This is a genomic window from Streptomyces sp. NPDC007929 (genome assembly GCF_042959065.1).
GTDB lineage: Bacteria > Actinomycetota > Actinomycetes > Streptomycetales > Streptomycetaceae > Streptomyces.
This window is the reverse complement of sequence record NZ_JBIBKD010000015.1, coordinates 62,598-87,172: the sequence shown is the minus strand read 5'-3', so window position 1 is coordinate 87,172 and position 24,575 is coordinate 62,598. Positions and strand designations below refer to the sequence as shown.

Sequence of the window (24,575 nt, the reverse complement as noted above, 5' to 3'; positions counted from 1 at the left end):
GGAACTTCCGGTCGTGTCTCAGCCGCGCGTGCAGGTGACGGCACGCAGGTCGTTCGTGTTGCCGCAGGGGTGGATTTCCTGTCCGCGGTCGACCTTGCGGATCAGGCTCCGCAGTGTGGTTCCGGGTCCGACCTCGACGATGCGGTGCGGCCGGTGGCCGAGGATCCGGCGGGCCGCGTCCGTCCAGCGCACCGGTGCGGTGATCTGGTGGGCGAGGGCGTCGCGGTAGTGCCCGAGGTCGGTGACCAGCCCGCCGGTGACGCTGCTGACCATCGGCGTGTGCCCGCGGCGCAACGGCAGGCGGGCGATCGTGGCCATGAGTGCGTCCTGGGCGGGCCTCATGAGCGGTGAGTGGAAGGCGCCTGCGACGGACAGGTGCTGGACGACGCCGATCGACTCCGTCCGGATCGCCTCTCCCATCTCCTCGACGGTCGCGGCGTCGCCGGAGATGACGGTCTGCCGGGGAGAGTTGTAGTTCGCGATGACGACGGTGCGCGGGCGCCCGTCGTCGCGTCGCCCGGGGTGCCGCGCCAGGACTCGGGCGACGCCGTCCGGGTCGGTGCCCATCACCGCCGCCATCGCACCGGCCCGCTCATGGCAGCAGCGGGCCATGGCGTCGGCGCGCTGGACCACGGTCACGGCGGCCTCGTCCAGGTCGAGCCAGCCGCCCGCGACGAGGGCGGTGAACTCGCCGAGGCTGTGGCCCGCGACCAGTTGGGGTACGACGCCCTCCGCGACGAGCGATCGCGTCATCGCCGCGCCGAAGGTGAACAGGACGAGCTGGGCCGTTCTCGTCTCGCGCAGCCGGCCCTCCGGACCGTGCACCATCGGCTCGATCACCGGGCGCCCCGTGACGGCCTCGACGTGTCGGAACACCTTTGCCAGTTCAGGCCGATCGCGCATGAGGTCGGCCCCCATCCCGACGAACTGACTGCCCTGGCCGGGATAGACGAATGCTGTCTTGATCGACATCTCAGTACTCCCCCGTTAAACCGCGATCATACTTACGGACCATCCGTGAAACTGTCAACAGATGACACAAATGATCAGCTCTGGATACGATTAAGCGGCTCACCGGCAACACGTCATCGGGGAGCCGCCCCATGCCGCCACGCATCGCCCGAAGCAACCGATCTTCAGACGCCGCAGGCCGATAGCCCCGCGGTAGGCCCCGGGCCACCCCCGGGGCCGACATGGAGCAGATTCAGTCTTGGGGCCCACGTGGCGCAGCCGCAAGGATGCATCGTGCAGAGAGAACCTTCCGTCTCAAATATCATCAATTCCTCAGATTGACAGTTCTCAAAATCGTCAGTCATACTGAGCAAATTGCACGGCAGCACCCCCGAGATGTTCTGGATGACCGAGGAGGGAAATGGTGAGTCCCGACACCCAGCAGGCACCGACGGCCGAAGTCGACCGCATACTCGGCGAGTTGTTCTCGAATCCGGCATGCGCCGCCGACCCGTACCCGACCTACCACCGGCTGCGCGACGTCGCACCGGTGGCGCGCAGCCGAGCCGGCCACTGGGTCCTGAGCGGACATGCCCAGGTCGTCGAGGTTCTTCGATCGTCCGAGGTCGGTAAGGACGTGCAGAGTTTCATCCGCGCACAGGGCGTCGAGAATTGGGCCGATCACCCGTCCTACACGCGCGTGCTGGAACACCTGATGTGGGCGAATCCCCCCAAGCACACGCGGCAGCGAAAACTGGTGAGCAAGGGTTTCACGGCTCACTCCATCGCCAAGCTGGAACCCAAAATCGCGCAACTGGTCGACGAGCTTCTGACGCCCCTCTGCGAGAAGGCGGGGGAGGTGGACCTTCTCCGTGAGTTCGCCTTTCCGCTTCCGGCTTCGGTGATAAGCGAGATCATCGGAGTACCGCGTGAGGACTGGCCTCGTTTCCAGCAACTCTTCCGGGACGTGACGCTTTCCATGGAGCCGCGCCCGACGCCGGCTCAACTGGCCACCGCTGACGGCGCGGCGGTAGAGATAAACGACTACTTCGAAGGACTGATCGCCGAGCGGCGCAAAAAGCCGGCGGACGACCTTGTCTCCGTACTCCTCGCGGCGGAGGACGACGGCGAACGGCTGACCCACCCCGAGCTCATGAGCCTGGCTCAGTTCCTTTTCGGTGCCGGGTTCGAAAGCACGACGAACCTGATCGGCAACGGCCTGCTGGCGCTGCTGCGCAACCCGGACCAGATGCTCGCCCTTCGTCACGAACCCGGTCTCGTGTCCGGGGCGGTGGAGGAGCTGCTGAGGTATGACGCCTCCGTCCAGCTCAGCCCCCGGACCGCACGCGAGGATCTCCGACTCGGTGACGTCGTGATCCCGGCCGGCGAATCGATCGTGACGTTGCTCGGCGCGGCGAACCGTGATCCGAGCCGCTACCGCGACCCCGATCGCCTGGACGTGCACCGAACCGACGTCCAGCCGGTTTCCTTCGGCGGAGGCATCCATTTCTGTCTGGGAGCGGCACTCGCCCGGCTGGAAGGCCGGCTCGCCTTCCAGGGGCTGATGCGGAAGTTCTCCCGAATCGAACTCACCGAGGAACCGGCGTGGAAGACGTCCCTGACCCTCCACGGGCTCCAGGGACTTCGAGTCGACCTGACGCCTGCCTAGCGTGACGCGTCGTACCGCGGCGCACGAAGTTTCAGTCTGTTCACCCCCACAGGAACGAGGTCAAGATTGAGTCCCGCAGACGTCAGTGAACCCGGGCAGCAGGGCTCCGGCGCCTTTATGAAGCCCCTTCTCCCACTTGCCCTGGCGACCTTCGCGGTCGGAACCGACGCGTTCGTCATCGCCGGGCTGTTACCCGCCATCGCCTCCGATTTCGACGTCAGCATCGCGGCCGCCGGCCAGTTGGTCACGGCATTCGCCCTGACGTTCGCCATTGCCGCACCGGTTCTCGGCTGGCTGCTGAGCTCGCTGGACCGTCGCACGGCGTTACAGGTGGCGCTGGTCGTATTCGCCGTGGGCAACGCGGTCACCGCGCTGAGTCCCGACTACACAGTGGCGCTGCTCTCCCGTGTCCTCACGGCTGTCGGAGCGGCCACCATCACGGCGACGGCCTCCAGCGCCGCGGTGGCGGTCACGCCGGAGGAACGGCGCGGGCGTGCCATGGCGTTCGTCATCGGCGGACTCACCGTCTCGACAGCGCTGGGCATGCCGTTGGGCAACATGATCGGCAGCGTCGACTGGCGCCTGACACTCTGGGCTGTGGCTGCTCTCGGTGTCGTCGCGGCGATCGGCACCACGGTGGGGCTGCCCAAGATCACGCTGCCTCCGACGAGTCTCGGCGCACGTCTGGCGCCGCTCCGCAGGCCCGAGATGATCGTCACTCTGCTGGCAACCCTGCTGGTGATGGGCGGGCACTACACCCTCTACACCTACATCGCAGCCGTCACAGAGGATGCCACCGCCGGGGCGTTCGCCCAGGCCCTGACCCTGATCCTGTTGGCGTGGGGCATCGGCGCGGTCATCGGCAACGTGCTCGCCGGTTACCTCGTGGACAGCCTTCCCACGGTCCGCGTAGCGGTCACGGCACTCGCCGCCGCGACGCTCCTGCTCGGCATGAGCCCCCTCACGGTCGACAACCTGGTCGTCGTCATCGTCTGGGCCGGAATCTGGGGCATCACGGACGGGGCCCCCTCGGTGATCCAGCAGTACCGGCTGGTCAGCTTCGCTCCCGCCTCGGCTCCGGTCCTCTTCGGCCTCAACTCCTCCGCGGTCTTCCTGGGCGTAGCACTGGGCGGCGGGCTCGGCGGCCTCGCGCAGGACTGGCTGCCGGTGACCTCGCTCGGCCTCCCCGCGGCCTTCCTCGCTCTGGTCGCCACCGTGCTCACCGTCGTCCAGGCGCAGGCAAGCAAGACGGAGGCCTCACCGGCAGCCGTCCAGACCGGCGGCTGACGCAACACAGGGGAGGCCGGTTCCGGGGCATCGGTTTCCGGCCTTCTCCGCCGGCGGGCGCCCTGGCCAAGCAGCACTCAAGCACGGATCGACCAGAACCGCTTCGCCCTGACTGAAGTCCACAGGGATGTGTCCCACCTCCCGGTTTCCCCGGTGTGTCCCCAGATAGCATCCAGTGGGACGAGAGGGAGAACCGTCTCGATCAAGGCAGGGCAACGAGCCGGAGTGACAGATGGGGACGGAGCGGTTGCGAGTACCGGTGGGCGAGGACGCGCAGCGGTGGGTCACACGCGTGGGCTGTCGTCGCGTTCTGTTCATCGTGCACAACGTGACGTCCGCGACTCGCCTGCTGGACGTACTTCCGCTGTTCCACAGCGATGTTCGCGTACAGATGTTCGCCACCTGCACGGGTTCATCTCCCTTCCTTGCCGGCGTGCCCGAGTTGTTGGCTCAGGCGGGGCTGCCTGTCCTCCCGTGGGAACAGGCCAAGAACACAACGTTCGATCTGGCGGTGACCGCGAGCTATGGCGGTGAACTGGGGTCGATACGCGGCAAGTTGGCCGTTCTGTCCCATGGGGTGGGATACAATAAGAGGCTCGGGACACCGGACACCGGACACCGGACACCGGACACCGGACACCGGACACCGGACACCGGACACCGGACACCGGACACCGGACACCGGTGTTCGGCCTGGCGCCGGAGTGGCTTCTGCAGGACGGGCGTCCACTCGCGACCGCCACGGTGCTCTCCCACCCTGAACAGCTGGAAAGACTGCGCTCGGCCTGCCCTGAGGCGGCGCCCACCGCGGTACTCGCCGGGGATCCTTGCTACGACCGTATTCTCGCCGCTCTCCCCCAACGCGACCGTGTCCGCCGTGCACTGGGTGTGGGGCCCGGTCGGCGGCTGATCGTCGTCAGTTCGACGTGGGCACCGCGTTCCCTTTTCGGCGGTGCGGGGGCGGGAGGAGCGGGCGAGCCGGGTGCCGATGACCTGCTGCCCTGGCTGCTGTCACGGCTGGCGGCGGAGCTGCCGGCCGACGAGTACCGGACGACCGCCGTTCTGCATCCGAACATCTGGTACGGCCACGGCCCAGGCCAGGTCCGCGCATGGCTGGACAATGCGCGGCACGCCGGCCTCGAGGCGATCCCGCCGCTCGACGGATGGAGACAGGCCCTGATCGCCGCCGACTGCGTCCTCGGGGACCACTCCAGCGTCACCTACTACGCGGCGTCCATAGGCATCCCCGTCCTCCTCGGAGCGTTCCCCCAGGACGACCTCGACCCGCACTCCCCGGTGGCTGCCCTCGGCCGCACGGCTCCCCGTCTCTTCCCCCGCGGCAGCCTCCGCGCACAGATCGACCAGGTCATCGCTTCGCACGACCCCGGCCGCTACAAGCAACTGGCGGAGCAGACCAGTTCGTCACCAGGAGAGTCGGCCGCCCTGCTGCGCCGCCTCTTCTACGGCCTCATGGACCTACCCGAGCCCGAAGAGCACCCGGCGCTGCTCGACCCGCTGCCACTGCCGCCATACTTCCCCGCCCGCGTCACCGCGCCGATCCGCGTCCTCGTGCGGCAGATCGGTTCGGATCCGCCAGAGGTCGCCCTCGCCCGGTACGCCGTCGTCGGCGACGAGCCCGCCCCGTCGGAAGACCCGGCGGCGCAGGTCGACACCGCGCACACGGTGGCCGACGAGGAGACACGGGAGGCCGGCCGGCTGCGCGTCGCCGACATCGTCGTACGGCATGCGGCCGAAGACGACCCACGGCTCGGCCCGCCGGCCGCCTGGGCGTCGGAGGCACTCGACCGTTATCCGTACTGCGGGCTGGTCGCCTATGTCGACGGCCCGGACCGCTGTGTCGTAGGCACCCGCGAGGGAGACCTCGTGCGGCTGTCCGCCGCCACGGACCTCGACGGACGGCCCGACCTGTGTGATCCCGCCGTGTACGCCTCCGCGCTCTATGCGTGGCTCGCGAGCGGGCAGCCCCTGGCCGATGCCCTCCCTACGATCACCGTACGCACCGGCGCCACGGCACATCACGTCACCGTCGAGCTGCTCCCGCCGTCCCCACGGCCGACCGGGTCTCATGCCCCCAGTTCGGCGAGCCCCGTCCGGATCCGCTCGACACCGACCCGGTCACCGTTCTCCTCGTAGTGCACAGCGGCGGTGCGAAGATCCTCCGCCGCCTGAGCCGGACGGCCCGAGAGACGGTGGCACCGGGCTCTCGACTCGAAGACATCGGCGAGCTGGAGCCCCGCGCCTGCCTGTTCCATGGCCTTGACCGCCTTGTCCAGACACACCCGCGCGAGGTCCGCGTCCCCTGTGTCCAGGTGCGTCTCACCCAGGCTCATGTAGACCCGCCCCTCGTTGTAGGCGTCGCCGCCCTCGGGCAGCCGGCGGAACCGCACCAGCGCGTCGTTGAGCCGAGCGAGGGCCTCCGCGAAGTGCCCCTGCCTCGTCTGGGCACGGCCGATGTGGTGCTCCAGCAGGGCCGTGGCGCGAGGCAGGTCCACCCACCCGTCGTCGCCCTCCCGGATGCGCCCCAGGATCTCCCGCGCCTCCTCGAAGCACCGTTGCGCCTCCGCGTACTTCCACCGCTTGAGGTGGAGCAGTCCCAAGGCCTCGACTGCGCTCGCCTGCCCGCGATGGTGACCGCAGGCCTCATCCGCGGCCACGGCCTGAGCGAGGACCTCCTCGGCGTCGTCCGCCCGCCCGGTTCCCATGTACCCGAAGGCGAGTTGCACCAGCATCCGGCCCACCGCACGCCGGTCACCGAACTCCGCGGCGCAGCGCCGGGCGGCCTCGACTCCGAGCAGATGCGTGTCGATCCACTGGGCATGGAAGCCGAGCAGCAGATGCAGACCCCACATCGCCTCACACAACTGCCATACGAGGTCGTCGAAGCCGTGGTGATCGGCTGCCCGGATGACGGCCGCGAGATTCTCACGCTCGCGGCGCAGGTCCGCCAGCGCGTGCTTGCCGTCCGCCGGATCACGAACCTCGGGAAGAACGAGTCCGCGATAGGCGGGGCCGAGCCGCCAACGCAGCGGCATGACCCGGAAGTCCGCTTCGGCCGCCCACCGCAGATGCCCGACCGCCACCCGACGGACCCCGGCGGAGATACGGCCATGACCGTCCTCCGCCGCCGCGAGCTCACGTGCGTGCGCCCGGGCCAGATCGTGGAAGCGGTAGCGCTCCTCACCGACCTCCTCCAGCAGATGCACGGCGGCCAACTGCTCCAGCGATGCCCGGGCCTGGTCCTCCCCCACGCCTGCGGCATGGGCGGCGCACATGACGGTCACGGTCGGCCATGCCCAGCCCGCGATCGCCCGGTAGAAGGCGGCGCACTCGGGGGTCAGTTCGCTGTACGAGGCATCCTGGGCGTGGCGAACAGGATCGACGGTGCCACCTGCGTCGTCGGTGCTTCCCGATCGCATGGCGTCGCCTCCCTGGCCCTGGCCGTGGATCCGTTCGGACAGCTGTCGCGCCACCCGCTCCCAGGCCAGGTGCTCCCGGACCGCGAGACCGGCACCCGTGGTGCACAACGCGAGAGGAACACCACCTGTCGCTTCCGCCACGGCCTGAACGACCGCGTCCGGAGCCGCCGCACGCTCGCTCCCCGCGACCCGCCGGAGCAGAAGGACGGAATCCTCGGTCGACAGCGGCCGGAGGACGCGCGGACGAGCTCCGTGCTCGGCCACGAGTCGACTCAGCCGGTGCCGACTCGTCACCAGGACGAGGCACCCGGGCGAAGCCGGGAGCAACGGGACGACCTGGGCGTCGGCATGAGCGTTGTCCAGTACGACCATCATGCGCCGATCGGCCGTGCAGTCGCGGAACAGGTCACGCTGACGGGCCTCATCGCCCGGCACCATGGCGGGCGGAACCCCGAGCCTCTCCAGGAACCGCGCAAGCACGTCGGAAGGCGGGAGAGCCGTGCCGGAGGACGCGCCGGCCAGGTCCACGAACAGGATGCCGTCGGGGAACCGCTCCCGTAGTGCGTACGCGCACTGAACGGCGACAGCGGTCTTGCCGATCCCACCCGGCCCGGTAAGGGCGGCAATCGTCGGAGCGCCCGGTACGGGGTCCGCATCGTCTAGCAGTGCCGTGATCCACGCGATCACGTCCTCGCGGTCCGTGAACACCGCGGTCGTCGGCGGCAGCATCTGCGGACGGGAGGCATCGCAAGCCACGGCCGGCACGGCACGCGGCGCCAGCCAGGAGGCCTCACGGGCCCACTCCGCGACTTCGCGCGCGAACTCCGGTGACCTGCGGGCGACTTCCATCAGTCGTAACGCGGCTGCCGTCTGCTCTTGCTCGGTGACGGGCAGGGTCGGCTGCTCCTCACCGCCTCCGGAACCGGTGCTCGCCCGACTCAGCAAGCCGTAGAGCCTCTCGGAGGTCCGCCTGCCCATCTCGCCGCCCGCTCCGGAAAGAGCGCCCGAAGCGACTGTGCCGACAGTCGAGAGCACCATACTCATCAACGGTTCCACGCAGGACTCTCCCAACTCGCCGTTCCCGCAATGGTATCGACGAGATCGGAGCACGGGCGATCGGAGCACGGGCGAAATGGGCCAATGCCGCGAGGGTGCAGTCTGACGGATATGCAGGAACCCCGCAGCCGGGCCTGGCCCAGACCGATGGAAGATCCCTCGCGGCCGCACTCGCCCGGGCGGCGGAGCCGAGTCGCTTGCGTTCCTCCGTGAAGCGGGAAGCCGCCTCTTCCACCACTCCACATCGATGGCCGTCTGTCAGCTCGGCGGCACCTCGGAACACGCCAAGAAGCGGTTCCTGCGTGTACTCACGGGCCATCAACGCCAGGACCCGAGCCGGACGTGAAAGCTGTCCGGACAGTCTCGACGGCCGCCGACAGCCCCATCGGAGACCGGTGGAAGTCACCCGTCGGCCAGGGGCGGCGACTGGTCCTCTGACGGAGCTTCACGCACGGCTGTCCCCCGGTTGTCCACCGGTGGAGTTGCCAGCCGCCCACCGGCGCGACCTCAGTTGAGGTGACAGCGCCAGGTCACCCCGCTCGAAGCGACGAGCACCGGTCGCTGTCGGACCTCTACACGTGCACCGGGCGCGCAGCCAGATGGATGGGGACATCACCCGAGGTGTCATGCCTGCCCGTCGGCTGCCCTCCCCCGGACCCGCCGGCGGGCGGCTTCGCGAGAGCGCAAGGTTAGGATCACCGCACACACGCGGTTTGCCATGCCGAAGTCACGGGGGCGGGGGTACACAGCATGGGTCTACCTGGAGCAGGCGCGGGCCAAAAGGGCGGCGTCGATCTGAAGGTGTCGAGCCACGACCTCACCAAACTGGCTGATGACCTCGACGACATGCAGGATCGCCTGGACAAGCAGGTCAGGCGGATGGACGCGATCGTCGACCGCATCGAAGCGGGTTGGCGAGGACCGGCGGCGACGGCGTACCGCGAGTTCCACCGGGCGGCGGCCGAGGACGCCGTGCGCATCCGTGAAGTGATCGGCACCTCGAGCAGGCCGTACGCCTGAGCCGGGACGGCTTCACGGAACACGAGCTGGACGTGATGGCCCAACTGCGGAGTATCTCGGTGGACATCGTCAGCGAAGTCGACAAGCTGTCGACACCCAACCCGGAGACGACCGCGCCCGCCCATCCGCGCAGCAGCCTCGACTCTTTCTGACGGCCTCTCCTGGGCCCCTGCCGCGACCGCGATGACGCCTACGAAACGGGGAACCATGCCGACCGGAAGTGCGGACGACGGTCACATAATCGTCTCCTTCGCCACCCTCCACGAGCTCGCCGCCGAACTGGAGGACATTCTCAAGAAGCTCAACAGCAGCCTGGACGACCTCCACGACCGGGTTGTGCCGGTCGTGCTGTCCTGGGAGGGGGAGGCCCGCGAGGTCTTCGTCGACAAACTGGACGAGTGGAACCGCTCGGCCCAGGACCTCCAGGCGGCCCAGAAGTGGCTCCATGAGTGCGCGACCACGAGCCACATCAACTATGCGGCGGCGCACCAGGCCGTGCTGCGCGGCTGGGGGGCCGGCTGATGGGGACGCCACCGCCGGGCCAGAACGGCACCATCGACGTCAAGCCGACCGACCTTCACCGCGTCTCCGGCGGAGTGGCGAGCCAGCAGACGGTGATGGACAGAGGCGCCAAGAGCCTGCTCGACGATCTGCTCAAGTACCCGGACGCCGGCGGGTACGGCACCTCGCCCCAGGCATTCGCGACGTCGTACGTCAAGGTGGGCAACCGCTTCCTCGAGGTATGGGCCAGGAGCGTCGTCAGCATCGGGGGTGCGGCGGTCGGCTTCACTGCGACGGCCAATACCTACGCGAAGGCGGAAGCGGCCAACGATCCCACGGGGAAGGCGAAGCCGGTCGTCCAGCCGTTACCGAAGGTCATCGAGAAGCCGCCCGCCTACGGCTCCGTGCCGGATCTGAAGTGGGGCGACGACGACGGCGGCGACGACTTCATCCGCCGGCTCCTCGAGTGGGTGCCTGAGCCGGTCCGGGACGTGCTGAGGCCGGTCGTGAAGCACGCCTTCCGAATGGGCAAGGTCTCCGACGTCTACCCATTTCCACAGCAGCACTACCTCAATTCGCTGTCCAAGGCATGGATGGCGACGACCACCTCGCTCTCCACGGCGGAGAGCGGGCTGACCGGGAACGTCAGCGGCATCACTCAGCAGACCAACAGCGAGTGGTATGACGCGATGCGCCAGTTCTGCAGTTCGCTGTGGGGCACGACGACGTGGGGCAAGAGCCGCGAGAACTACGAGTGGAAACACGACAGCTCCTCCTCGCAGACCGCCACTCACCCCGTGATGACCGTGCTGTTCGACACGGCTCAGAAAGTCAGCGATCTCCTCTACGAATTCGCCGAGGCAGCCGTCTACCTCAATCGCGAGGTATGGGACGTCTACATCGAGGCCGTACGCGACGCGATCCCCAAGGTCGAGGTCAACCTCAAGGACGGCGTCGGCATGGACGACGTCAAGGGTCTGGTCAAAGGCGTGGTGAAGGGTGTCGCCAAGGGCGCGAGCCAGTTGGGCCAGGGCATCGTCCTGAACATGGACACCGCCAAGCTGAACTCGATCGTCACCGAGTACAACCGACGGGTCGACGCGCTCGTACCGCGACTCGACGCGCTCATGGCCCCCTTGGACGAGGCGCACCGGAGCGCTCCGACATTCGAAGCCCAGGAGGCGCGTGCGCACGGCTTCGGCATGCGGGCTCTGGAGGAGTTCAAGGACTCGCAGGTCTGGATGAAGGTCGACTCGGCCGGCACATACGACCTCAACCTCGCCGCCAACGAGTACATGGAGAACGGCCACACCCTGGACAAGCACGTCGGCAAGACGGACGAGCAGCTAGCGCAGCGCCTGCGCGACCAGCAGACGAACGGGCCGACCCAGGCATGGCCGTACGGCAAGCCGTATCCCGGCGCCGCGTCGTCCTTCCCGAACTATCAGCGGGCGGAGGAGCTGACCGAGTACAACCTCAACAAGAACAAGGCTGCGATCGAGGCGTGGATCAAGGGTCCGCCACCGCCGGCTGACGGCAAGGTCGAGCCGTTCCGCTCGACGGCACCCAACGGCGAGATCAGCGGCCGCAGCGTGTTCAAGCAGCCGGTGGACCCGAACGACCCGCTCTCCGGGTACAAGGAGGGCGGCATGGACGCCAAGGCGTACGACGTCACCGGCATTGACACGCGAATCCGGTACGACAGCAGCCGTATCCCGCCTTTCACGGTCATGACGTCCATGCCCTACAAGCCCTAGCACCCCACAGAGAAAGGCCCGCATACATGTCCGTCGACCAGGCGTCCTGGGACACTGCCGTACGCCACCTGTACAGGGACGCGACGGCGTACATCGCCACCGGCCCGCGCCGCCACGAGGACTGGACACTCGATGTCCTCGCGCTGATGGCCCGTTCCGTGACGGACCCCCGGGGTTGGACCCGCATCGACGACGCGGAGAAGGACCCGGAACGCGTGGGGAACCCCACGTGGCCCTTTGTCGCCCACCCCCCGGAGTACGTCACGCCGCGCCTCAAGGAGATCGACCGCGACAGTGCCGAGAACCTGCTCCTGGCCCTCACCGAGGGCGGCTGCACCCTGTCCAACCTCCAATACTTCGACGAGTCCGCGGACGAGCTGAGGGCAATGGCACGCACGATCCTTGCCCGTTACGGGGACGAGGCCACCTATCGCACCAACGTCAGCAAAAGGGGCAGCGCGCCGGGCACACTCGACTTCACGCTGAAGACCTTCGGGTACAACCCGATGACCGTCTTCACGGAGGATTGCGGCCTCGTCGTCGTCTCGGACACCGAGGTCGGCCTGTTCTGGAACTTCAACGACCTGTGACCCTGCTGCTGATCCCGTCCGAGCTCAACCCCTGACCAGGTCATTTGAGAGGATCCCCCCCGTGCTCACCCGTTCCGCCTCCTATCCCGACCGGGAGACCGCCCAATGGGCCACCCAGCAGGTCGTGACCACCAACGAGCAGGTCATCCACCGCTGGCTCGCCCAGGGCACCCGGACCCGCCTCACCATCGAGGCCGCCTGGCCCTCCCGCGAGGAGCCCGTGGGCCGGGTCCAGCTGGAGGGCGACCTACTGGCCGGGCGGGGGCCCGTCGACGTCCGCGCGGCGCGCGTGGTGCTGCGCCGCGAGCCGTCGAGCCCGCACGGCTTCGTCGTCCACACGACCGTCCCGTTCTACTTGTAGGGGCCGCACGCACATGTCCATGAAGCCCCTCGAACACGACCGCCGGTACGGCGAGCTGGACCAGGTGATGCGTGCGTACCTGGGGCAGCCGGCCGACGACACCCCGGAGCGGCGCAGCCGCGCGCTGGACGCATACCTCCGTCACACCTGGCACACCCGCCCCTGGGCCATCGCGGAGGCGGAGCGCCAGCTGCGCGAGTACAGCCGCAACCCGCCGGGCCGCATCCGGCACAGGCTGGGCGAGTTCTACGCGATCCCGGACACCGGGATGGCCGAGTCGGAGATCGGCGACTGGCTGATGACGCTGGCGGACCACCTGAGGAAGAGCGTCGAGGAAGACGACGTCCCGCAACCGTCGTCCCCACAGACGCACTGGGAGTGGCACGCGCGTTTCCCGGAAATCGCGCAACTGCTCGGCGGCTGGTTCTCGCAGGACATCGTCGACGAGTTCCCCGACCACGACGCCACCGTCGCCGACTACGCCGCCACCACCGCGCCCCACCTGGTCGCACGCCTCGTGGGCGAACTCCACGAGCTACTAGCCCTCCCCCTGGACGAGGGGGACTACGCCTTGGCAGCCGCCGAACTCGGCATGGAGGTCGGCCCGCCCGAGCCGTTCTCCTACGGCGCCTGGTTCCAGTCTGTGGCGGCGACGCTGGCCGACGGCTGATCGAGGCCACCCTCCACTTGATGCACGAAGCCCCAGGTCAGCGACCTGGAACTTCGCCGTCGCCCAGACCAGCAAGGGTCAGCGGACCCAACGCCGAAGCCGCAGCGGCACGACCTGGCGTTGTCACGCTGGTGGCTGTCGTCCGGTCCCGGATGAAACGGCCGGCACCCTTGGCGCTCTGGTCGGTCTTGGACGTCGAGGTCGTCACGAACAGACCGGGCAGTCGGACGTCGCCGATCCGTGACGGCGCCGGCGCGAGACCCACCTGTGCAGCGTGCCCGGGTTGACGCCGAGATCCTCGGCAACCTCCGAGATCGGCTTGCCGGCCTCGATCACGATGCGTACAGCACCCTCACGGAACTCCGCGTCGTACGCGCGTTGCTTGGGCCCTATGAATCCCAACTCCCCCTGCAACCATGGGCTGCACGCTACGAAGGGAGGGACAAGGCGGCCTTCACCGTCCAGGCATGACAACGCACTCAAGAACCCGCCCTCTGCGCGGTGGAAACGGTTGAACGCCGCCGACGAGCACGCGCTACCCGTCTACTCGAGACCGCAGGATCCGCGCAAGGTCGACGTCGCCGCGCATGACAACCGCGACCTGTTGGTCGATGTCCCCCTACTCGTGCTGCTCGCCACAGGGGCATTCCAGCCGTCCGTTTCACGCACCCGGCCACCAGTTCAACGAGCCCGATCAACTCGTCGAGGAGCCCGACGGGAATCTCGGCTTCCGCAGCGCTCGGGCCATCAGCCGCGATGGCCGCCCCGATGTCGGTAGCCAGGTCCACGGCCTGAGCTGCCGACCGGCCCTCTTCGTTCAGGATCGCGTGCTGTCGGCCGGCGAGGCGGTCATCACCAAGCGTCCCAGGATCTGGGTCGTGCATCTTGCGTGCGTCCACGCGGACCGGGCGCACCGAGTGCACGAACGCCGAGCTTCGACGCCCTTGCCCCGATCAGTTACTGCGTGCGCTCACGCCAATCATCGTCAGGCCCCCTGCCGGACATGAGATCTGTCCGGACCGGACAGTCCCGACCGATGCCCATCGCCCCATCGGAGACCGGTGGATTTCGCCCATCGCCCAGGAGTAGCACGAGTCCCCTGATGGAGCGTCACGCACGGCTGTCCACCGGTTGTCCACCGGGACGCTTTGCACAAGCGTGATCCATCCCCTGCGAGCGAGTAAAGAGTCAGGTCAGAGCGTTAGATCGTCAATCTCGTCACAGAAACCAAACCTCCGACCTACGCATTACGATGCACAGACAGACGGCGCCCGATTTACCGAGATTCCAAGGTCACCCGAGACAAGAAACCCCAGGTCAGAGGCCCGACCTGGGGTTTAGCATGGAGCCGCCTTCGGGATTCGAACCCGAGACCTACGCATTACGAGTGCGTTGCTCTGGCCATCTGAGCTAAGGCGGCGCGCTGTCTGCACTATGGTGCGATCAGCAACGACGGTAAGTCTACACAGTTTCCGAGGGTGCTCCGCACCAGCCCCGGAGGTGGGGCTTCCGGGGCTGGGGGAAGGGCTATGAGCAGCGCTTTCCGTCCGTGGGCGGGGTGCCGCGCAGGAGATAGGCGTTGATCGTCCGGTCGATGCAGGAGCTGCCACGGCCGTATGCCGTGTGGCCGTCGCCCTCGTAGGTCAGCAGGCGCGCCGAGGAGAGCTGGCCGGCCAGGGCCTTCGCCCAGCGGTACGGCGTGGCGGGGTCGCGGGTCGTGCCGACCACGACGATGGGCGCGGCGCCCTTCGCCTCGATGCGACGCGGCTCACCCGTGGCCTGCACCGGCCAGTACGCGCAGTTCAGCGCGGCCCAGGCGAGCCCCTTCCCGAAGACCGGCGACGCCTTCTCGAACTCGGGCAGCGCCCTGCTCACCTCGTCGGGGGTGTCGAAGGAGGCCGGCAGGTCCAGGCAGTTCACCGCCGCGTTGGCGAACATCAGGTTGCTGTAGGCGCCGTCGGCGTCCCGCTCGTAGTAGCCGTCGGACAGGACGAGGAGTCCGGAGCCGTCGTTCTCCTTCATCGCGGAGGTCAACGCCTCGCGCAGCTGCTCCCAGGAGCCCTCGTCGTACATGGCCGCGATCACGCCGGTCGTGGCGAGCGACTCGGTGAGTCTGCGGCCGTCGGCGTCGCCGGTGGGGACGGGCCGCGTGTCCAGCTTCGTGAAGAACGCCTTGAGGTTCTCGCCGACCTGCTCGGGCGAAGTGCCCCGTCCGCCGAGCGGGCAGTCGGTCCGCAGTGCGCAGTCCTTCGCGAACGACCGGAACGCCGTCTCGAAGCCCGCCGTCTGTTCGAGGTTCAGCCGCCTCGCCGGCAGCGACGGGTCCATCGCGCCGTCCAGCACCAGCCGCCCCGCCCGGTCCGGGAAGAGCCCGGCGTACGTCGCCCCGAGGAACGTGCCGTAGGAGGCCCCGACGTAGTTCAGCTTTTCGTCGCCGAGCACCGCCCGCACGATGTCCATGTCCCGGGCCGCCTCCACGGTGGACACATGGCGCAGCAGCCGGGGCGCGTCCGCCCCACAACCCTCGGCGAACGTCCGGTACGCCGCGACCAGCCCGTCTGTCTCCTCGCCGTCGTCGGGGGTGGCGTCCGTCTGTGTGTACGTGTCCATGTCCGGCCCGTCCAGACACTTGACGGGCTCGCTGCGGGCCACGCCGCGCGGGTCGACCGCCACCATGTCGTAGCGGGCCCGTACCTCGGCCGGGTAGCCGATGCCCGCGTACGCCTGTACGTAGCCGATCGCCGAGCCACCCGGCCCGCCCGGGTTCACGAGCAGCGAGCCCAGCCGCTTGCCGGGGCCGGTCGCCTTCTTGCGGGTGAGGGCGAGCCGGACATCACCGGAGGACGGCTCGGCGTAGTCGAGCGGTGCCTTGACGGTGGCGCACTCGAAGCCGGGGACACCGCAGCCACGCCAGGCGGGCTTCTGCCCGTAGTACGACGTCAGCGCGGCGGGTGTGGCCTTCGGCAGCTCGACCAGTGCCGCTTGTGCGGCCGCGGAGGCGGCGGGCGTCGTCGCGCTCCCGGAGGAGCAGGCGGAGACGAGCAGCGCGGCCGTGGCGAGCAGACCGGCGGCGGTTTTGGCCCGGTTTCGTGTCCTGCGGTGAAGACCACCGGAGGCGGAGACGGAACGGGGGGTGCGCCGTGTGTACATCCAGTGAGCGTAACTCTGGGCGACGGAATGAGTGCCGTGCGTGCGCGCCGTGCCTCGTACGAGTTACCTCGTCAACTTCGAGCCGCCGGGTCCGGCTCTCTCGGAGCCTGGCCCTCCCGGTACCCGGCTCTCCGTGTGCCCCGGCCCTCTGTGTGCCTTGCCCTCTCGGTGCCCGGCCCTCTCGGCGCGGGGCGGCCGGACCACGCCGTCCCCCCTCTCTCACCCCGCTCTGAGCGCCATCGTCATCGCCTCCACCGCGAGCAGTGGTGCCACATTGCGGTCGAGGGCGTCGCGGCAGGCGGCGATCGCCTCGATGCGGCGGAGGGTGGACTCCGGGGAGCTGCCCCGGGCGAGGCGCTGCAGGGCGTCCTCGGCATCCGCGTTGGCGATGGCCACGCGTGAGCCGAGCTGGAGGGCGAGGACGTCGCGGTAGAAGGCCGTGAGGTCGGTCAGGGCGAGATCGAGGCTGTCACGCTGCGTGCGCGTTCTGCGGCGCTTCTGCTTGTCCTCCAGGTCCTTCATCACGCCCGCGGTGCCTCGGGGCATGCGGCCGCCCTGGGCGGCGCCGAGCGCGGCCTTCAGCTCCTCGGTCTCCTTGGCGTCCGTCTCCTCCGCGAGCTGCTTGGCGTCCTCGGCTGCCGCGTCGACCAGCTCCTGAGCCGCCTTGAGCGCGCCGCCGATCTCCTCGACACGCAGCGGCAGCCGGAGCACGGCGGCGCGGCGTTCGCGCGCGGCCGGGTCGGTGGCCAGGCGGCGCGCCCTCTCGACGTGGCCCTGGGTCGCGCGGGCCGCCGCGGCGGCGATCTCCGGCTCGATGCCCTCGCGGCGGACGAGCATGTCGGCGATGGCGTCGACCCTCGGCGTGCTCAGGTTCAGATGGCGGCAGCGGGAGCGGATGGTCGGCAGGACGTCCTCGATGGAGGGGGCGCACAGCAGCCAGACCGTACGGGGAGCGGGCTCCTCCACGGCCTTGAGGACGGCGTTGGCCGACTTCTCGTTCAGCCGCTCGGCGTCCTCGACCAGGATGATCTGCCAGCGGCCGGTCGCGGGCGAGGTGAACGACTTGCGGACGGTGTCCCGCATGTCCTCGGCGAGGATCTGGCTGCCGACTGCGGCGACGGAGGTGACGTCGGCGTGCGTGCCGATCAGGGCCGTGTGGCAGCCTTCGCAGAAGCCGCAGCCCGGGGAGCCGCCGAGGGCGCGGTCAGGGCTGACGCACTGGAGTGCCGCCGCGAACGCCCGGGCCGCCTGGTTGCGCCCGGCGCCGGGCGGGCCCGTGAACAGCCACGCGTGGGTCATCTTCGACGCCTCGGGCGGCGGGGTGCCGGTGACGGCAGCGGTGACCAGGGCGTCGGCGTCCCGGGCGGCAGCGGCCAGTTGCTCGCTCACCCTCTCCTGCCCGACGAGGTCGTCCCACACGGTCATGGGTCACGCCGCCCTTCCGTCACGTTCAGCGTTGCGAGATCCATTGTGGGGGCGACCACTGACAACGCCTGCCGCCCCCACTCGATCTCACATGCCCAGGAGGCCTCAGCGCCCCCGGCCACCCCTGCCGCGGCGGCCACGCCCCTCGTCCGGCTCCTCGTCGTGCGGTCCGAGCAGTTCGTCCGCCAGCGAGGGCAGGTCGTCCAGCGGCGTCTCCTCGGCCCAGTCGGACCGGCGGCGCGGCGCCCCGTCGGCGTCGACCTGGGGCAGCTCCCGTGTACGGTCCTCGGTGCCGTCGGGCCGGGAGGTGGAGCCGCCGGGCCCGGGGGCCGCCTCGTCCTTCCGGAAGTAGCCGGGCGGAACCCGGTCCGCCGGGTCGTCCCCGCGCACCGGCGGGAGGACGGCCGTCTCCTCGGCGTCGGCCGGCCGGACCGGGGGCAGCACCGCGGTCTCCTCGGCATCGGGCCGGACCGGGGGCAGCACGGCCGTCTCGTCGGCCGCACCGGACGCGTCCCGCTCGGCGACCTGCGACAGCACCTCGGTCTCGTCCCCGGCGTGCGACGGAACCGGCGGCTTCGGCAGCTCGGCCGTCACCTCGGCCTCCGACCCGGCGGAGGCCCGGCCCGGGCCCTGCTCGTCGTCCCGCACCGGGCGCAGCACGGTCGTGTCGTCCCCCGCACCCCCCGGTGTCACCACGGGGGTGGGCACGGTCGCCGCGTCCTGACCAGTCACGGAACCCGCGGCGCCCCGCGAACCCGTGCTCCGCGAACCCGTGTCCCGCGGAGCGGCACCCTTCGACGCGGCACCCTTCGACGCGGCACCCTTCGGACCGGCGCTCTTCGGACCGGCGCTCTTCGGACCGGCGCTCTTCGGACCGGCCGCCGCCGCGGCCGCTGCCGCCTCGGCGAGCCGTCGGGCCTCCTCGGCCCGCAGCAGAGCCGCCTCGGCCTTGCGCTGCTTCTCCAGGCGGAGCGCCTCGGCCTCGGCACGCAGTCGCGCCTCCTCCTCGGCCTGCTTGCGTCGCCGCTCCTCCTCCGCCTTGCGGCGGGCTTCCTCCTCGGCGCGGGCCTTCTCCTCCGCGAGGAGCCGGGCCCGCTCCTCCTCGGCCTTCCGCTGCGCCTCCTCGGCCCGGCGCCGGGCCTCCTCCGCCTGCCGTTCGGCCTCGCGGCGCTGCGCCTCCTCCAGCTCGCGGCGCTTGCGCTCCTCCTCCTCGGCGCGCAGCTTGGCGAGCTGCTCCTGGCGCTCGCGCTCCAGTCGCTCCTCCTCGGCCTTGCGGGCCGCCTCTTCCTCGGCCTTGCGGCGGGCTTCCTCCTCGGCCTTCTTCCGCGCCTCCTCCTGGGCCTTGATCTCGGCCTCGGACAGTGGCAGCACCTGGTCGAGCCGGTGCCGGATGACCGTCGTGACGGCCTCGGGCTCCTGGCCTGCGTCGACGACCAGGTACCGCCCGGCGTCGGCGGCGGCCAGGGTGAGGAAACCGGCCCGCACGCGCGCGTGGAACTCGGCGGGCTCCGACTCCAGCCGGTCCGGCGCCTCGGTGAACCGCTCGCGCGCGGCCTCCGGCGCGACGTCCAGCAGCACGGTCAGATGCGGCACGAGTCCGTTCGTCGCCCAGCGGTTGATCCGGGCGATCTCGGTCGGCGACAGGTCGCGGCCGGCGCCCTGGTAGGCGACGGAGGAGTCGATGTACCGGTCGGAGATGACGACCGCGCCACGCTCCAGGGCGGGCCGTACGACGGTGTCGACGTGCTCGGCCCGGTCGGCCGCGTACAGCAGCGCCTCCGCGCGGTGGGACAGGCCCGCGCTCGACACGTCCAGCAGGATCGACCGCAGCCGCTTGCCCACCGGCGTCGCACCGGGCTCGCGCGTCAGCACGACCTCGTGGCCCTTGGCGCGGATCCACTCGGCGAGCGCCTCGGCCTGCGTGGACTTGCCGGCGCCGTCGCCACCCTCCAGGGCGATGAAGAAGCCGGTGGCCGCGGCCCCCTGCTCCGGGTCGTCCCCGCCGAGCAGCGCGTCCTTGAGGTCCTGCCGCAGCGGCACACCGGAGCGGTCGTCGACCTTGGCCAGCACCAGCGCGGCGACCGGCAGCAGCAGGGCACCGGCCAGCATCAGCGTGAAGGCCGCACCGCCGTGCGCGAAGACGAACTTGCCGCTCTCCAGCCGGTGCGGTCCGATCGCCGCCGCCACCAGCGGGGCGATGAGCGCGCCGAGGGCCACACAGACCCGGACGACCGCGTGCAGGTGCTCGGTCGTGCGGGGGCGGCGGTATTCCTCGGTCTCCTGGTCGAGCAGGGTGTGCCCGATGTTGGCGGACAGGCCCGCGCCGACGCCGGCCAGCGCGAGGATCAGCAGCACGGTGGTGACGTCCGGGACCAGCCCGGCGGCCAGCAGGGCGACCCCGGTGAAGGCGATGGTCAGCGCGAGCAGCCGGCGGCGCGAGAGGGCGGGCACCAGGGCGGGCGCCGTACGGATGCCGATGACAACACCGCCGGTCAGCGCGGCCACGAACAGGCCGTAGAGCACCGGGCCGCCGCCGAGGTCCTTGGCGTGCAGCACGGCCACGGCGACGGCGGCCGACACCGCGGCGGCGACGGCCGCGCAGGACAGGACCAGCAGCGGCATCGCGCCGGTGCGGCCCTTGTCGGTGCCGGTGCCGGTCTTCGGGCGGCGCAGCCCCTCGAGCGGCGATCGCGCACGCGGGGTGCGCGTTCCGGGCAGTTCCAGGAAGGTCAGCACGGACAGGGACGCGGCGAACAGCCCGGCGGCCACGTAGGAGGCGAGGGCCGCCTGGTGCTGGCCGAACCAGTCGATTCCGGCGCCCAGGAGGTTGTTGAACAGGGAGGCGACGACCAGCGCGACGGCGGCGAGGGGGATCGCCACGAAGCCGGTGCGCAGCGACAGCCGGCGCAGGGCATCCAGGTGGTCGGGCAGCGGCCGGACCGTCGCCCCCTCCGGCGGCGGGGCGGGGAGCAGCGCGGGCGCGGCGCTCTCCCGGCACACCGTCCAGAACCGCTCGGCCACCCCGGCCACGAAGGCCGTGACGAGGAGGAGTGCCAGCGCGTTCTGCGGCGTCCAGTCGATCCACAGGGGCGCGACGATAAGCAGCGCGGCGCGCAGACCGTCGGCGCCCACCATGGTCCAGCGCCGGTCGAGCGGGCCGTCCTGCGAGGTGAGGGCGGTGAGCGGGCCGAGCAGAACGGCGCCGAACAGGAGCGTCGCGAGGATGCGCACCCCGAAAACGGTCGCCACTGCGAACGCCGCGCCCCGGTAGCCGCCCCCGAAGGAGCCCTCGGCGACGGCCGCCTGAAGTGCCAGGACGACCAGGACGAGAAGGGCGAGGGTGTCCCCCACGCCGCCCACGAGCTGTGCGCTCCACAACCGCTTCAGCTGCGGTCGCCGCAGCAGGGCGCGGACGGCACGCTCGCGGGAGTCCGCGACCAGGGCGTCGTCGGGGGCGGGCTGAGGGGCCGTTGGGTGGTCGGCTCGCGTCATGCGTTCAGCCTATCGGGAGCCACCGACACCCTGGGGGTGCGGTATGGCATGCGCACGCCCCGACACCAAAGCGTTGCCGGGGCGTTCGCTTTCCGAACCCCGGGCGAAGATCCGGACGCGTGGTCCGGGTCCGCACGGGGCTCGAACGGCCTCAGTCCTCGGTGGACTTGGCGGCGGTCGCCGCTCAGTCCTCCGTGGACTTAGCGGCGGTCGCCGTCTTGGCGGCCGTCTTCTTCGTGGCGGTCTTCTTCGCGGTCGTCTTCTTGGCGGTCGTGGTCTTCTTCGCCGCGGTCTTCTTCGCCGTCGTCGTCTTCTTGGCCGGCGCCTTCTTGGCCGCCTTCTTCGCGGTCTTCTTCGCCGGTCCCTTGGCGCGCTTCTCGGCGAGCAGCTCGAAACCGCGCTCCGGGGTGATCTCCTCGACGCTGTCGCCGGAGCGCAGGGTCGCGTTGGTCTCCCCGTCGGTGACGTACGGGCCGAAGCGGCCGTCCTTGACCACGACCGGCTTCTCGCTGACCGGGTCGGTGCCCAGCTCCTTCAGCGGCGGCTTGGCCGCGGCCCGGCCACGCTGCTTGGGCTGGGCGTAGATCGCCAGCGCCTCTTCCAGCGTGATCGTGAAGAGCTGCTCCTCGGCCTGGAGCGAACGCGAGTCCGTGCCCTTCTTCAGGTACGGGCCGTAGCGGCCGTTCTGCGCGGTGATCTCCTGGCCCTCGGCGTCGGTGCCGACGACACGCGGCAGCGACATCAGCTTCAGGGCGTCGTCGAGCGTGACCGTGTCCAGGGACATCGTCTTGAACAGGGACGCCGTGCGCGGCTTGACCGCGTTCTTGCCCGTCTTCGGGGTGCCCTCGGGGAGGACTTCCGTCACATACGGGCCGTAGCGGCCGTCCTTGGCGACGATCGTGTGGCCGGTGGCCGGGTCCGTGCCCAGCTCGTAGTCACCGCTCGGCTTGGCGAGCAGTTCCTCCGCGAGGTCGACGGTCAGCTCGTCGGGCGCCAGGTCGTCGGGGATGTCGGCGCGCTGGTGCTGCTCGGTGTCCTTCTCGCCGCGCTCGATGTACGGCCCGTAGCGGCCGACGCGCAGCACGATGTCGTTGGCCACCGGGAACGACGACACCTCCCGGGCGTCGATCGCGCCCAGGTCCGTCACCAGTTCCTTGAGGCCGCCGAGGTGGTCCCCGTCGCCGTTGCCGGCGTCGGCCGCGCCACCGCTGACCGTGCCCTCGCCGAAGTAGAACCGCTTCAGCCACGGCACGGACTGGGCCTCACCGCGGGCGATGCGGTCGAGGTCGTCCTCCATCCTGGCGGTGAAGTCGTAGTCGACGAGCCGCCCGAAGTGCTTCTCCAGGAGGTTGACCACGGCGAAGGACAGGAAGGACGGCACCAGAGCCGTGCCCTTCTTGAACACGTAGCCGCGGTCGAGGATCGTGCCGATGATCGACGCGTACGTCGACGGCCGGCCGATCTCGCGCTCTTCCAGCTCCTTGACCAGGGAGGCCTCGGTGTAGCGGGCCGGGGGCTTGGTGGCGTGCCCGTCGACCGTGATCTCCTGGGCGCTCAGGGCGTCGCCCTCGGAGACCTGGGGGAGCCGGCGCTCGCGGTCGTCCAGCTCGGCGTTCGGGTCGTCGGCGCCTTCGACGTAGGCCTTCAGGAAGCCGTGGAAGGTGATCGTCTTGCCGGAGGCGCTGAACTCGACGTCCCGGCCGTCGGCGGCCGTGCCGCCGATCTTCACCGTGACGCTGTTTCCGGTGGCGTCCTTCATCTGGGAGGCGACGGTCCGCTTCCAGATCAGCTCGTACAGCTTGAACTGGTCACCGGTCAGTCCGGTCTCGGCGGGAGTGCGGAAACGATCACCCGAGGGGCGGATCGCCTCGTGGGCCTCCTGCGCGTTCTTGACCTTCCCGGCGTACGTCCTCGGCTGCGGCGGCAGGTAGTCGGCGCCGTACAGCTGGGTGACCTGGGCGCGGGCGGCGGCGACCGCCGTGTCGCTCAGCGTCGTGGAGTCCGTACGCATGTAGGTGATGTAGCCGTTCTCGTACAGCTTCTGCGCGACCTGCATGGTGGCCTTCGCGCCGAAGCCGAGCTTGCGGCTGGCCTCCTGCTGCATCGTCGTCGTACGGAACGGGGCGTACGGCGAGCGGCGGTACGGCTTGGACTCGACCGAGCGGACGGCGAACCGCGTCTGCTCCAGGGCGGCGGCCAGGGCGCGGGCGTTCGCCTCGTCGAGGTGGAGGGTGTTCGCGCTCTTCAGTTGTCCCAGGGAGTCGAAGTCGCGGCCCTGCGCGACGCGCCTGCCGTCGACGGTCTGCAGGCGCGCGACCAGCGACGACGGGTCCGACGAGTCTCCGGCGCGGCCGGTCGCGAAGGTGCCCGTCAGGTCCCAGTACTCAGCGGAACGAAAGGCGATGCGCTCGCGTTCCCGCTCCACCACGAGTCGGGTGGCGACCGACTGGACACGGCCCGCGGACAGCCGCGGCATGACCTTCTTCCACAGGACCGGCGAGACCTCGTAGCCGTAGAGGCGGTCGAGGATGCGGCGGGTCTCCTGGGCGTCGACGAGCTTCTGGTTGAGCTGGCGCGGGTTGGCGACGGCGGCCTGGATCGCGGCCTTGGTGATCTCGTGGAAGACCATCCGCTTGACCGGGACCTTGGGCTTGAGCACCTCCTGGAGGTGCCAGGCGATGGCCTCGCCCTCGCGGTCCTCATCGGTGGCCAGGAAGAGTTCGTCGGACTCCTTGAGGAGGTCCTTGAGCTTCTTGACCTGTGCCTTCTTGTCGGCGTTGACCACATAGATCGGCTGGAAGTCGTGTTCGACGTCCACACCGAGGCGGCGGACCTCGCCGGTGTACTTCTCGGGCACCTCGGCGGCGCCGTTGGGAAGGTCGCGGATGTGCCCGACGCTCGCCTCGACGATGTAGCCGGGGCCGAGATAGCCCTTGATCGTCTTCGCCTTGGCAGGCGACTCGACGATGACGAGTCGGCGGCCGCCCTTCGCGGTCTCGCTGGTCGGGGACAACTTCGCTCTTCTCTCCGGTCGACGCTGGGGCCTCCCCGGAGTCGCTTACCGGGGCTGGGTACGTGGTGACGCTGCGGAGTGTGACGGTACATCCCGCCCCCGTGTCAAACGGGAAAAGCCCGCAACGGCCACTCGAACGGTAACCCGACTACCACCAATCCTGCCGCCCGGAGTACCGGGAGCGGGGCGGCCCCTG

The 24,575-nt window shown here is 69.9% G+C and carries 16 protein-coding genes and 1 tRNA gene; 9 read left to right on the top strand and 8 right to left on the bottom strand.

Annotation, left to right across the window (positions count from 1 at the left end; translation table 11 throughout):
- Positions 1 to 18 precede the first annotated feature (18 nt).
- Positions 19 to 972 carry an acyltransferase domain-containing protein gene (locus tag ACFZDE_RS35700; protein ID WP_391209164.1) on the bottom strand — a complete coding sequence of 318 codons (954 nt, stop codon included), beginning with the start codon at positions 970 to 972 and terminating at the stop codon, positions 19 to 21.
- Positions 973 to 1,372: 400 nt separating this feature from the next.
- Between ACFZDE_RS35700 and ACFZDE_RS35695 the strand changes: the two genes are divergently transcribed.
- The 3 genes from ACFZDE_RS35695 (at position 1,373) to ACFZDE_RS35685 (ending at position 6,061) form a co-directional block, all read left to right on the top strand.
- Entirely contained in the window at positions 1,373 to 2,620 is a 1,248-nt protein-coding gene (locus tag ACFZDE_RS35695) for a cytochrome P450 (RefSeq protein ID WP_391209158.1), read from the top strand.
- A 117-nt stretch (positions 2,621 to 2,737) separates the two neighbouring features.
- Positions 2,738 to 3,907 carry an MFS transporter gene (locus ACFZDE_RS35690; protein ID WP_391209154.1) on the top strand — a complete coding sequence of 390 codons (1,170 nt, stop codon included), beginning with the start codon at positions 2,738 to 2,740 and terminating at the stop codon, positions 3,905 to 3,907.
- A gap of 888 nt (positions 3,908 to 4,795) precedes the next feature.
- On the top strand, positions 4,796 to 6,061 hold the full coding sequence (locus ACFZDE_RS35685) for a hypothetical protein (protein WP_391209146.1): 1,266 nt from the start codon (positions 4,796 to 4,798) through the stop codon (positions 6,059 to 6,061).
- On the opposite strand, the gene ACFZDE_RS35680 is transcribed toward ACFZDE_RS35685, so the two are convergent.
- Positions 5,992 to 8,289, bottom strand: a complete 2,298-nt coding sequence (locus ACFZDE_RS35680) for a tetratricopeptide repeat protein (protein ID WP_391209137.1) — start codon at positions 8,287 to 8,289, stop codon at positions 5,992 to 5,994. The genes ACFZDE_RS35685 and ACFZDE_RS35680 overlap by 70 nt on opposite strands.
- Before the next feature lie 861 nt (positions 8,290 to 9,150).
- Between ACFZDE_RS35680 and ACFZDE_RS35675 the strand changes: the two genes are divergently transcribed.
- From ACFZDE_RS35675 to ACFZDE_RS35650, 6 genes are all read left to right on the top strand, one after another.
- Positions 9,151 to 9,420, top strand: a complete 270-nt coding sequence (locus ACFZDE_RS35675) for a WXG100 family type VII secretion target (protein ID WP_391209128.1) — start codon at positions 9,151 to 9,153, stop codon at positions 9,418 to 9,420.
- 207 nt (positions 9,421 to 9,627) lie between these two features.
- On the top strand, positions 9,628 to 9,942 hold the full coding sequence (locus ACFZDE_RS35670; protein ID WP_391209123.1) for a WXG100 family type VII secretion target: 315 nt from the start codon (positions 9,628 to 9,630) through the stop codon (positions 9,940 to 9,942).
- On the top strand, positions 9,942 to 11,678 hold the full coding sequence (locus tag ACFZDE_RS35665; RefSeq protein WP_391209118.1) for an RNase A-like domain-containing protein: 1,737 nt from the start codon (positions 9,942 to 9,944) through the stop codon (positions 11,676 to 11,678). Before ACFZDE_RS35670 ends, ACFZDE_RS35665 begins: the two co-directional genes overlap by 1 nt.
- Before the next feature lie 26 nt (positions 11,679 to 11,704).
- Positions 11,705 to 12,268, top strand: a complete 564-nt coding sequence (locus ACFZDE_RS35660) for a hypothetical protein (RefSeq protein ID WP_391209111.1) — start codon at positions 11,705 to 11,707, stop codon at positions 12,266 to 12,268.
- A gap of 61 nt (positions 12,269 to 12,329) precedes the next feature.
- Positions 12,330 to 12,629, top strand: coding sequence for an RNase A-like domain-containing protein (locus ACFZDE_RS35655; RefSeq protein WP_391209106.1), 300 nt, complete (start codon positions 12,330 to 12,332; stop codon positions 12,627 to 12,629).
- Positions 12,630 to 12,642: 13 nt separating this feature from the next.
- Positions 12,643 to 13,299 carry a contact-dependent growth inhibition system immunity protein gene (locus tag ACFZDE_RS35650; protein WP_391209089.1) on the top strand — a complete coding sequence of 219 codons (657 nt, stop codon included), beginning with the start codon at positions 12,643 to 12,645 and terminating at the stop codon, positions 13,297 to 13,299.
- Positions 13,300 to 13,503: 204 nt separating this feature from the next.
- On the opposite strand, the gene ACFZDE_RS35645 is transcribed toward ACFZDE_RS35650, so the two are convergent.
- From ACFZDE_RS35645 to topA, 6 genes are all read right to left on the bottom strand, one after another.
- Complete coding sequence (locus ACFZDE_RS35645) at positions 13,504 to 13,701, bottom strand: transposase (RefSeq protein ID WP_391209078.1); 198 nt, start codon at positions 13,699 to 13,701, stop codon at positions 13,504 to 13,506.
- Positions 13,702 to 14,642: 941 nt separating this feature from the next.
- Positions 14,643 to 14,719: transfer RNA gene (locus tag ACFZDE_RS35640), tRNA-Thr, on the bottom strand.
- A gap of 107 nt (positions 14,720 to 14,826) precedes the next feature.
- On the bottom strand, positions 14,827 to 16,449 hold the full coding sequence (locus ACFZDE_RS35635) for an alpha/beta fold hydrolase (RefSeq protein ID WP_391209065.1): 1,623 nt from the start codon (positions 16,447 to 16,449) through the stop codon (positions 14,827 to 14,829).
- A 219-nt stretch (positions 16,450 to 16,668) separates the two neighbouring features.
- On the bottom strand, positions 16,669 to 17,874 hold the full coding sequence (locus ACFZDE_RS35630) for a DNA polymerase III subunit delta' (RefSeq protein WP_391209053.1): 1,206 nt from the start codon (positions 17,872 to 17,874) through the stop codon (positions 16,669 to 16,671).
- Between the two features lie 105 nt (positions 17,875 to 17,979).
- On the bottom strand, positions 17,980 to 21,366 hold the full coding sequence (gene tmk / locus ACFZDE_RS35625; protein ID WP_391209041.1) for a dTMP kinase: 3,387 nt from the start codon (positions 21,364 to 21,366) through the stop codon (positions 17,980 to 17,982).
- Positions 21,367 to 21,550: 184 nt separating this feature from the next.
- Positions 21,551 to 24,379, bottom strand: a complete 2,829-nt coding sequence (topA, locus tag ACFZDE_RS35620; RefSeq protein ID WP_391209030.1) for a type I DNA topoisomerase — start codon at positions 24,377 to 24,379, stop codon at positions 21,551 to 21,553.
- Positions 24,380 to 24,575 lie beyond the last annotated feature (196 nt).

Bases quoted from the DNA above. Each gene is read 5' to 3' on its own strand.
- ACFZDE_RS35700 (WP_391209164.1), bottom strand. From the start codon at position 972: ATGTCGATCAAGACAGCATTCGTCTATCCCGGCCAGGGCAGTCAGTTC.
- ACFZDE_RS35650 (WP_391209089.1), top strand. From the start codon at position 12,643: ATGTCCATGAAGCCCCTCGAACACGACCGCCGGTACGGCGAGCTGGAC.
- tmk (WP_391209041.1), bottom strand. From the start codon at position 21,366: ATGACGCGAGCCGACCACCCAACGGCCCCTCAGCCCGCCCCCGACGAC.
- ACFZDE_RS35690 (WP_391209154.1), top strand. From the start codon at position 2,738: ATGAAGCCCCTTCTCCCACTTGCCCTGGCGACCTTCGCGGTCGGAACC.
- ACFZDE_RS35695 (WP_391209158.1), top strand. From the start codon at position 1,373: ATGGTGAGTCCCGACACCCAGCAGGCACCGACGGCCGAAGTCGACCGC.
- ACFZDE_RS35660 (WP_391209111.1), top strand. From the start codon at position 11,705: ATGTCCGTCGACCAGGCGTCCTGGGACACTGCCGTACGCCACCTGTAC.
- ACFZDE_RS35630 (WP_391209053.1), bottom strand. From the start codon at position 17,874: ATGACCGTGTGGGACGACCTCGTCGGGCAGGAGAGGGTGAGCGAGCAA.
- ACFZDE_RS35670 (WP_391209123.1), top strand. From the start codon at position 9,628: ATGCCGACCGGAAGTGCGGACGACGGTCACATAATCGTCTCCTTCGCC.
- ACFZDE_RS35635 (WP_391209065.1), bottom strand. From the start codon at position 16,449: ATGTACACACGGCGCACCCCCCGTTCCGTCTCCGCCTCCGGTGGTCTT.
- ACFZDE_RS35675 (WP_391209128.1), top strand. From the start codon at position 9,151: ATGGGTCTACCTGGAGCAGGCGCGGGCCAAAAGGGCGGCGTCGATCTG.
- ACFZDE_RS35665 (WP_391209118.1), top strand. From the start codon at position 9,942: ATGGGGACGCCACCGCCGGGCCAGAACGGCACCATCGACGTCAAGCCG.